The sequence below is a fragment of the Psychrobacter sp. genome (assembly GCF_018260395.1).
Lineage (GTDB): Bacteria > Pseudomonadota > Gammaproteobacteria > Pseudomonadales > Moraxellaceae > Psychrobacter.
The window spans coordinates 1-9551 of record NZ_JAGLBC010000094.1 but is presented as its reverse complement, the minus strand read 5'-3'; the positions used below and the strand labels follow the sequence as shown (position 1 = coordinate 9551).

The 9551-nt window shown below is 39.7% G+C and carries 8 protein-coding genes; 4 read left to right on the top strand and 4 right to left on the bottom strand.

Features of this window, described 5'->3' with window-relative positions:
• Window position 1: 1 nt before the first annotated feature.
• Together QZ265_RS07830 and QZ265_RS07825 are read right to left on the bottom strand one after the other, a co-directional pair.
• Window positions 2-742, bottom strand: coding sequence for an MOSC domain-containing protein (locus QZ265_RS07830; RefSeq protein ID WP_296405045.1), 741 nt, complete (start codon window positions 740-742; stop codon window positions 2-4).
• A gap of 258 nt (window positions 743-1000) precedes the next feature.
• Window positions 1001-1948 carry an OmpW family outer membrane protein gene (locus QZ265_RS07825; protein ID WP_296405043.1) on the bottom strand — a complete coding sequence of 316 codons (948 nt, stop codon included), beginning with the start codon at window positions 1946-1948 and terminating at the stop codon, window positions 1001-1003.
• A 556-nt stretch (window positions 1949-2504) separates the two neighbouring features.
• Between QZ265_RS07825 and QZ265_RS07820 the strand changes: the two genes are divergently transcribed.
• Together QZ265_RS07820 and QZ265_RS07815 are read left to right on the top strand one after the other, a co-directional pair.
• Window positions 2505-3896 carry an FAD-linked oxidase C-terminal domain-containing protein gene (locus tag QZ265_RS07820; protein ID WP_366513678.1) on the top strand — a complete coding sequence of 464 codons (1392 nt, stop codon included), beginning with the start codon at window positions 2505-2507 and terminating at the stop codon, window positions 3894-3896.
• Between the two features lie 236 nt (window positions 3897-4132).
• Window positions 4133-4876 (top strand): glycosyltransferase, encoded by a 744-nt coding sequence (locus QZ265_RS07815; protein ID WP_296405040.1) that lies wholly within the window; start codon window positions 4133-4135, stop codon window positions 4874-4876.
• A gap of 36 nt (window positions 4877-4912) precedes the next feature.
• On the opposite strand, the gene QZ265_RS07810 is transcribed toward QZ265_RS07815, so the two are convergent.
• Window positions 4913-5527 (bottom strand): O-acetyl-ADP-ribose deacetylase, encoded by a 615-nt coding sequence (locus QZ265_RS07810; protein WP_296405038.1) that lies wholly within the window; start codon window positions 5525-5527, stop codon window positions 4913-4915.
• 283 nt (window positions 5528-5810) lie between these two features.
• Here QZ265_RS07810 and QZ265_RS07805 point away from each other — a divergent pair, with 283 nt between their 5' ends.
• On the top strand, window positions 5811-6344 hold the full coding sequence (locus QZ265_RS07805) for a DUF2058 domain-containing protein (RefSeq protein ID WP_296405047.1): 534 nt from the start codon (window positions 5811-5813) through the stop codon (window positions 6342-6344).
• Window positions 6345-6510: 166 nt separating this feature from the next.
• Entirely contained in the window at window positions 6511-7503 is a 993-nt protein-coding gene (locus QZ265_RS07800; protein WP_296405036.1) for a DJ-1/PfpI family protein, read from the top strand.
• 217 nt (window positions 7504-7720) lie between these two features.
• On the opposite strand, the gene QZ265_RS07795 is transcribed toward QZ265_RS07800, so the two are convergent.
• Window positions 7721-9403: an NAD(P)/FAD-dependent oxidoreductase gene (locus QZ265_RS07795; protein ID WP_296405034.1), complete on the bottom strand. Its 1683-nt coding sequence runs from the start codon at window positions 9401-9403 to the stop codon at window positions 7721-7723.
• Window positions 9404-9551: the final 148 nt, after the last annotated feature.

The window sequence follows — 9551 nt, the reverse complement described above, 5'->3', positions numbered from 1 at the left end:
CTTAGTTACTTAAACTAAGTTTTTTAGCTAATGCTTTTTTCCAACTGTCTTCCAAACATTCAATGGCCAACCAAGGCTCTATCAAATCTTTGCTCAGAGGTTGTTTGTGATTTGTCAGTGTCCATAACTGTTTTAGAGTAGCAAATGCATAAGGACGTTGAATCAAATAAACAGGCATTCCAGAATCTATAATGCCATCTTTTACCACCTGAAAGTACCAACCTGAAATACCTTGTTTGGTAACCCAAGATGCTATGTTTCTTTTGGTGGCGTTAAGTCCGATTTGATCGTTAATTTTATAACAAGGTCGTCTTGGCTGAACCACACGCAATTGAACACAATCTTTACCATCGCCATATTGATAGATATCACCAATACAAACTGTCGCCTCAGTCATCTCTTCAATGCCCGCAACAGCCTTAGTGGTTAAGTTCTCACCCAGCAAGCCAATATCGAGTTTAAGCTTAAATTCGCTGTTGAGCATATCATAGGTGGCAGTGCTCATTTGATGAACCGCTTTTAAGTGTCCGCCATGATGACGCCTATCCGCTTGCTCATCTGTCAGCAGTCCCAAATAATTAACTGCTACAGGCTCTTTAACAGGTGCTTTATTAATAGCACTTAACTGCTCTCTGGTAAAAGGCATGGCTTTACCGGCACGTACACACACTAATGTTGCGATTTGCAGCGGATATTCAACCGCTAACGTATCAAGGTTTGGATTTACTAAAGGCTCGGTCATAATGAATATGCTCATTTAGGTTGTTGAACTTATTTAGTATAGCAAAGCATTTAGTATAGCAAAGCAGAACGCTTCTTAACTTAAAGTTTTAGAATCGCCACAAAAAAACGCACTTATGAAAAGTGCGTCTTTTTAACGGTGCGTTTTGAAAAGCTAACTACCTGTTCTGGCTCAAGAATTTAATTAATGAAACTTGGTTGATGAAACTTGGTGCATAAAACTTAGTTCATTAATAGGGTGTTAATCCAATAGTATCCATTAAAAACGGTAACCCACGCCTAAATAAGTAATATAAGGATCTATATCAATATTAGACTTTGCTTCGATTAGTTTCTCGCCTTTGCCGTTATTGACAGTAATAATGGTATCACTGTCAAGTTTTGCATAGCTGATAGAACCAACCGCATACCAGTTTTCATCGAAATCATAAGTGGCTCCCAAATTGATAATGGGGGCCCATGCACTATCGGCTTCAACCTTAACGCGCATGTCAGCCACACCTGCGTCTTTATTATCACGAACATCGTTTTTTGAACCTAAAGCCTCTAACGCTTTACCATCTTGAATAAGTTGTAATCGTCCAGCTGCTACTTGTAAGTCTTGGCCAATACCAGGATTTAACTTAATATCATTGAAGTAAGCGTACATCACACCGGCACCAACATAAGGGCGGAATTTATCCACACCACGTTTACCGAATTGATACTGCACTAGGGCTGCCGGTAGCCAAGCGCGGGCGGTAGAGGCCACACCACCACCGCGGGTCATATCAGTAACCTGAAGAGATGAAGGAATAGGTTTGGTTAGGTTAGCGTAAACTTCCCCTTTACCTAAAATATCTACTTTAGGAGGAATGCCGGCTTTAACTTCCATAGCCCAATGCTCATCAGCATAGTAAGTAAGTAGCATACCAAAGGTATCTACAGTATCTGACTCAAGTCCTGTGCCTGGAGAGCTCCATTCTCCAAGACCTTGAAACTCAGTAGGCGTACCAGCAACTTTATACTTATTACCATCTTTAATAGCTGTTTTATTTTCGATAGGTGTGGCCTTACCTTGCGGATCAGCATGTAGCCAGCCACCGGAGATGGAGTAACGTTTAAAACCATCATCACTTGATTTGAAATAATCGAATGAAGCGAAAGCCGATTGACTAAATAAGATAGGAGCTGCCACAGCACAGGCAATAGAAATAGTCTTTTTCATGATACATCCTTGTATTGAAGAAAATTAAAAAAGCATAGACAATCAAATTAATTGAGGAGATTTTTTAGGCTTAAATATGCTTACAGAAGAAAAATCTATCTTATAATAGGGATTAAGAATAAAGGTTTTGAAAGAAATACGTCACTGGTTATCCACCCTAAACGCTCAACATCCTTGTAGACTTCCTTCATTAATTAAAACATTATTGTTATGAAAAAGTATCATAATCTTTAATAAATGTTTCAATAATAACTTCATTTTAGAAAACTTAAGTAACATAGTCAATCTACTTATTTAAAATAAATCCTAAAACTCTTTATAAAACAAAAGCCTTAAAGATCGTAATGAATGACAGATTTAAAACGCTCATCATCACTCGACCCGTCATAGATAAATACAGTTTTTTAATGCGATTTATTGAGCAAAGCTTTGAAGAATTATCGTCTAGCACTTGCTCAATAACAGTACTAATACAACTGATAATCCGTTCAAACACAATACTAAAAACCCTAAGGTGAAATAAATGAGTCAACACTTAGATATAGATTCAAAACCTATTTCGACAAAAGACTATAGTGAAGCCATTCAACAACTAAAGCAGCTGTTTGGGAATCAACTTAGCGATAATATAACGATTCGTAAGCAACACGCCCACACCATGACTTGGCTAAAAAACCAGCCAGCAGATGCAGTACTTGTTGCCAAAGATAAAGAACAAGTGGCCAAAGCAGTCGCCCTTTGTAATGAATATCAAATGCCTGTGATTGCATTCGGTATTGGCTCGTCACTTGAAGGTCAGCTCAATGCCCCTTATGGAGGGCTATGTATTGATATGAGCGAAATGAATGAGATTATTCAAGTGAATAATGAAGACTTGACGGTGACCGTGCAGCCTGGGGTCACTCGTGAGCAGCTAAACCATTACTTGCGTGATACGGGGCTGTTTTTCCCCATTGATCCAGGTGCCAATGCCACTATCGGTGGTATGGTTGCTACCCGCGCTTCGGGCACCAATGCCGTTCGTTATGGGACCATGAAAGATGTGGTACTGTCGTTAGAAGTGGTCACTGCTGATGGAAAAGTTATCAAAATGGGCAGCCGCGCCAAAAAATCAGCGGCAGGCTATGACTTAACCCGTTTGATAATAGGCTCTGAAGGCACGCTTGGCATTGTTACTGAAACCACCTTAAAGCTGTTTGGTATTTCTGCCTGTATCGGCAGTGGTATTTGCCATTTTCCAACTGTGGAAGCTGCCTGTGAAGCTACGATGATGACTATTCAGATGTGTCTGCCGATTGCCCGTATTGAATTATTAGATGCTTTACAGGTTAAAGCCTGTAATCAGTATTCAAACCTTAATTTAAAAGAGATGCCAACCTTATTTGTTGAGTTTCATGGTAGTGAAGCAGGGGTTGAGGAGCAAGCACAAATCTTTGCAGAAATTATTGAAGACTGCGGTGGATCAGATTTTGCTTGGGGTAGTAATGAAGAAGAGCGTAAAAAACTGTGGCACGCTAGGCACAATGCTTATCCTGCAAGTTGTGCCTTGCGTCCGGAAGCCAAAGCATTATCCACTGATGCTTGTGTGCCTATCTCAAGATTGGCCGAATGTGTCAGTGAAACCGCCAAAGATATTCAGGCTTCAGGTATGATTGGGCCTATTGTCGGTCATGTAGGCGATGGTAATTTCCATGTTCTATTGCTAGTAGATATTAATAATCCTGAAGAAGTGCAGAAGGCTGAAGCTTTGGTTAGTCGCTTGGCAAAACGAGCTATTGATATGGACGGCACTTGTACTGGTGAACATGGTATCGGGCAAGGTAAACAAAAATACATGCAACATGAGCATGGTGAGGCAGTGCTAGTGATGCAAGCCATTAAACATGCCTTAGACCCAAATAATATCTTAAATCCGGGTAAAATTTGGCCAACACTAGATAATGTTTGAAAGTAAAACTTTAAAGGCTGATTTGTAGATGATAGTCGATAAAAGGTAGTGATACTATATAGTGATAAATCTAAATAATAGATAAGATAAAAAACAAGTTTAGAATTATTGTTGTGATATGAATTATCATAACAATATTGACATATTTAAATAGTAGCATGAGTGAAGCCAGTATGCAGCTTAGCAATTGGTCTTTATCCATAATGCACTTCGATTGTGTCGTATAGGATGGCCTTGTGTCTTCTCTCAGTATTATTATTATTACCTTAAATGAAGCTGAACGTATAGGCAGCTTACTTGAAGACTTGGTGCAACAGACGCATCGAGACTTCGAGGTGATTTTGGTGGATTCAAATAGCAAAGACGAGACCTGCACCGTTGCTCAAGGATTTGCCAACCGTCTTCCAAAACTGCATATTGAGCAAATGCTCACCAAAGGCGTGTGTCTAGGTCGTAACACCGGAGCCGAATTAGCGCAGCATGAGCGTTTACTTTTTTTAGATGCCGATGTCCGTTTAGCGCCTAATTTTATAGAGCAAGCATTGAAAGATTTGGATGCTAAACAACTGCAGGTTGCAGGGGTATATATGTCTTCAAAAGGCCTGCCTAAGCGTTATAGCTTGGGATATAGGTTATTTAATTTAGGTATTGGATTGACGCAGTTTGTGTTTCCCACAGCGATTGGCGCTTGTCTGTTTTCTACAAAGACTGTGCATAATACCATTCAAGGATTTGATAACACTATCACCCTCTGTGAAGACTGTGATTATGTCAATCGGGCCAGTCGTATTACTAAGTTTCGTATGCTGCCATTAGGTTTTACTTTTGATCCAAGACGGTTAAAGCAAGATGGTATTATGACCACCGGCAGAAAATATCTGCATGCTAACTTTCACCGTCTCTTTATTGGTGAAATTCGCAATAATAAAATACGTTATGAATTTGATCACTATAAACCAAAATCTAATAAAGGTGATTAAACAAAGTTACGGATAATCAGTCCGCCTTACTTTGATTTAAACAGCCTCAAGCTCTTGTTGATATATCTTTGCAGCAGAAGTCGAAAAGCAGCAAAAGACAACCTCCCTAAGCACTTCTTGAGTTACCGTCGCTTCTGAATCGACCGCCTTAACTATTTTTTGTAAGCTGTCTATAACCGTGTTAATGGCAATTTCAGTAGCTTTTTCAATAGGGTAGCCGTACACCCCAGTACTAATGGCAGGAAAGGCGATACTACCGACCTTATTCCCATAAGCCAATTCAATACAGTTGCGATAACAATCCGATAGCAACTCAGGTTCACCTCTATCTCCTCCGTGCCACACAGGGCCAACAGTATGAATCACATATTTAGCAGGTAACTTAAAGCCTGGGCTAATTTTAGCTTCACCGGTAGGACAGCCTTGTAAGGTGCGACAATATTGAACCAGCTCTTGACCTGCAGCGCGATGAATAGCGCCATCAACACCGCCTCCGCCAAGTAAGCTAGAATTGGCTGCATTAACGATGGCATCCACTTGTAACTGCGTGATGTCAGCTTCGATTACCTTTAAAGTGACAATATAAGGTTTGCCTTGTGCATCGGTCATTTCAAGCTGTTTTTGTAGTAGAGGCTGCTTGAGACTAGACATATTGAACTCCTTTATTATTTTATAGCTATTATAATTTTAATCGATACATATTCATATGGTCTGTATTCATTGCTGGCTTGACTGCTGGAGTAAATGTTGCACTGACTGATGAACTGGTTACTGTACTGATTGATTGCCTTATGCGCCATGCAGACTGGATTAAAGCCGGCAATATGAAATTACCATAGTGAGAATAAGTGAAACTTGCTACCATGGGCTTATGATATTTTAATTTTTTCTAATTTGTTTATGATTTAGGTGATTTTATATGGCTAAAAAGAACGTGGCAAAAAATGCGCTTCAGGATCAGTTGTTAAAAGCAGGACTGGTAGACAATAAAAAAGCGAAAAAGCTTACCAAACAGGCACAACATGCCAAAAGAACCGGTAATGGAGCCGATGCCGACATTAAACAGTCTGTAGCGCAGGCTCAAGCCGAGAAGCTTGAACGCGATCAAAAGCTAAACCAACAAAAGCAACAAGCATTGGAAGATAAAACTTTAAGAGCCAATATTGTGCAAATGATTCAACAGCATCAGATTACTGAAATTGAAGGCGATACTGAATACCGCTTTGTGGATGACTCAAAAATTAAGAAAATGAATCTTACTCAGAAACTATTTGATCAGATTGTTGCTGGTCATGTCAGTATAGCTCGTTTAGAAGACGGTTATGCGTTACTTCCCAGACCTTTGGCAGATCGTATTAATGAGAAGCTTGAAGGCTTTATTGTAGAGTCTAAGGACAAGGCTGAGAACGAACCTGCTGAAGATGATCCATATGCCGCCTATGTTATTCCAGATGATCTGATGTGGTAATTGTGCAGAGGGTAGTTGATACGCATAACTTACAGTGCTTACCAAAAGTAAATAGTAAGCTTATCGGTATTACTAATAGACTGTTAAAACTAATTAATATAAATAGATGTTTAATGATAGACCTTAAATAACTCAATAAATAATAATTAATAACAGGACATTACCTATGAATATTCCAGACTTCAATCTTAAAGACAAATTGGAAAAATTAAATATCAAAGAGGCTTTGAATAGCGTTAAAGACGCTTTAGGTTTTGAGCCACAAGAAATCGAAGAGGGCATCTATATTCCTTCTGAGTCTTCACTAAAATTAGCCGCCCCAAATAAAAGTAATTATGACGACACTGAGTTTGATAGCCCTTATACGGGTAATAAAAAAATCTTAATGGTGTGTACTGAAGAGCAGTATATGACCATGGCAAATGATAGAAAATTTAAGACCGGCAATCAGCCCATTGAAATGATGGTACCGATGTTACATTTCAAAAAAGCAGGTTTTGATGTTGACGTATTTACTGCAACGGGAAAACCAGTTCAAATTGAAGATTGGGCAATGCCGAATGAAGATGACAATGTCAAAGCGATTTATGATGAATATAAAGAGCGACTTGAGAAACCAAATAGTTTAGCTGAGCTTGTAAAAGAGGATTTAGCAGCTATGAGTGACTATGCCGCTATCTTTATTCCTGGTGGACATGGTGCGATGTTAGGCTTGCCAGATGATAAGAATCTCGGTGAAATCTTACGTTGGGTACATAAAAATGACTTATTAACCTTGGTTATTTGCCATGGACCAGCTGCCTTGTTAGCGGCCAGTTTAGACAATGATGATCATAATGACAATCATAATGACAATGACGCTAACAACAATAACTCTGCGAGTACGGATAATGCTAATATGGACTTTATCTTTAAAGGCTATGACATCGTTGCTTTCCCAGATGTAATGGACAAACAAATGCCTAAAATGGGTTATTTACCCGGTGATATGCCTTGGTATTTTAACGAAAAACTTGAAGATCTAGGTGTTACTGTAACCAATAAACTAGCCTCTGGGCATACGCATCAAGATAGAAAACTTATCTCTGGTGATGGTCCATTGGCGGCCAATGAATTAGGTAAATTAGCGGTGAAAGAATTGTTATCGACTGTTAAATAGTATCTATTACAAAGCTATTTAATTATAAAACAACGCTTCAGTTAACGTTGTGAAAAAACTTCAAAGCACTTAGAAAAGATTGTCAATAGACATATTTATGCTAAGTGCTTTTTTATCTATTGCTAAATGCAAGCATCTATTTAATGACACAATAAAATGTCAATGACCCTTAAATATGTAAACTCACTACTTATTTAAAAATTTGGCATTATGTTTTCTACTTAAACCTTAGCCATTTGTCCTTAATTCTATGATATTTAAGCATAACGGTATCCGTTAAATAGTTATTGGTGACTAGCCATGGATAGCGGTCGCCCTGTTTTGGAAGGACATTTTCAGCTCGTTTGATATATCCAGCTGTTAAGGAACCCATTACTGTGCCGGATTGTTTGACAGCAACTTCACCATCTTCAGTCACGGGGCTTGGCACCACAGTGGAGTAGCCATTAAGGTACATATGGCGCAATAAACGGGTAATATAATCGCAAGCCAAATCGATTTTCAAAGTCCAAGAAGCATTGGTGTAGCCAAATAATACGGCTAAGTTTGGTGCCCCATCCACCATGACAGCTTTATAAGTCATACGCTCGCTTACTTCACGTAGATCACCATCTATATAGACTTTTGCCCCGCCAAGCATTTGTAGTTTAAGGCCAGTCGCTGTTACTATAAGATCAGCCTCTAAATGACGTCCTGATTCAAGCTCAATGCCTGATGGCGTAAAGCATTTGATAGAATCTGTAACTATGTCAGCTCGCCCGCTATGTATAGTTTTAAACAGATCGCCATCTGGTACCGCACACAAACGCTGATCCCAAGGATCATAATCGGGCTTAAAATGCTCAACGCTAACAACGCTTCCTTTTAGTGCTTTTTTGGCATCTCTTATTAATACGGTTTTTAACACCTTAGGGGCAACTTTTGCTAATTTATATACCCCTTGTTGAAATAAGATGTTTTTGCCGCGTATAAGACTATAGGCTGTATCGGAACTAAGTTTAAAGCGCTCCGTTAGCAAGGTTATGCTGTTATCCTCACTGGGTACACTACCAATATATGTGGGCGATCGCTGTAACATCGTTACATGCGCCGCTATACGGCCTTTGGGATTGGACGCTGATACCGTCTTATCAAGTAGTGCAGGCACCAAAGTCACTGCCGTCGCACCACTACCGATCACCACCACCCGCTTATTGTTATAGTCTATGTCATGTGTCCACAGCTGCGGATGAACGATCTGACCTTTAAACGACTCTTGTCCCTTAAACGTAGGTTGATAGCCTTCTTTATAATCGTAATAACCGGTAGCCCCGATGATAAACCGACTAGTAATCTGTTGGGTTTTACCAGTTTTAACATCGAGTACAGTTGCCGTCCAATACTTAAGCTTACTTGACCACTCAATTTTGGATACCTCTGTATTAAACTGTATTAGCGAGTCTATCCCTACATCTTCAGCAGTCTCTACAATATATTGTTTAATAGACTCGGCATCGGCCAGCGTCTTTTTACCAAGCCAAGGCCGATGCGCAAATCCAAACGTCGTCATATCGGAGTCAGAGCGTATCCCTGGATACTTAAACAAATCCCACGTTCCTCCGATAGCATCTCGTTTTTCAATAATAGTGACTCGTCCGGTCTTGATAGACTTTGAGAGTATCTTATTGCGCTGAATATGACAGGCCATATCAATCCCCGAGACACCCGCCCCGATAATTAACATGTCGTATTGCGGAGGTTTGTTGGTAAAGGGCAGGCGAGGCATCAATCGCTTTGCACTAGCCAGCGCCCGCTTTGGCATATTCGGCAGTGGCGGTAATTGAGGCAGTTTTTGCTTAAAAGGGACGATAGGTTTGTCGTTATGAGTTTTAGACTGACGACTTTTTAGGATAGTTAACATGGCTCGTCCTTGATAAGCGATATGATAGTTATTTCAATTGTAGCGTATTTAAAAAGAGGATTATAGTAATGTGAATATAATGTTATGCTAAGTTACAGGGCAAACGCACACTTTTAGCCCATAACAATCAAATCACGAACCTCATCAT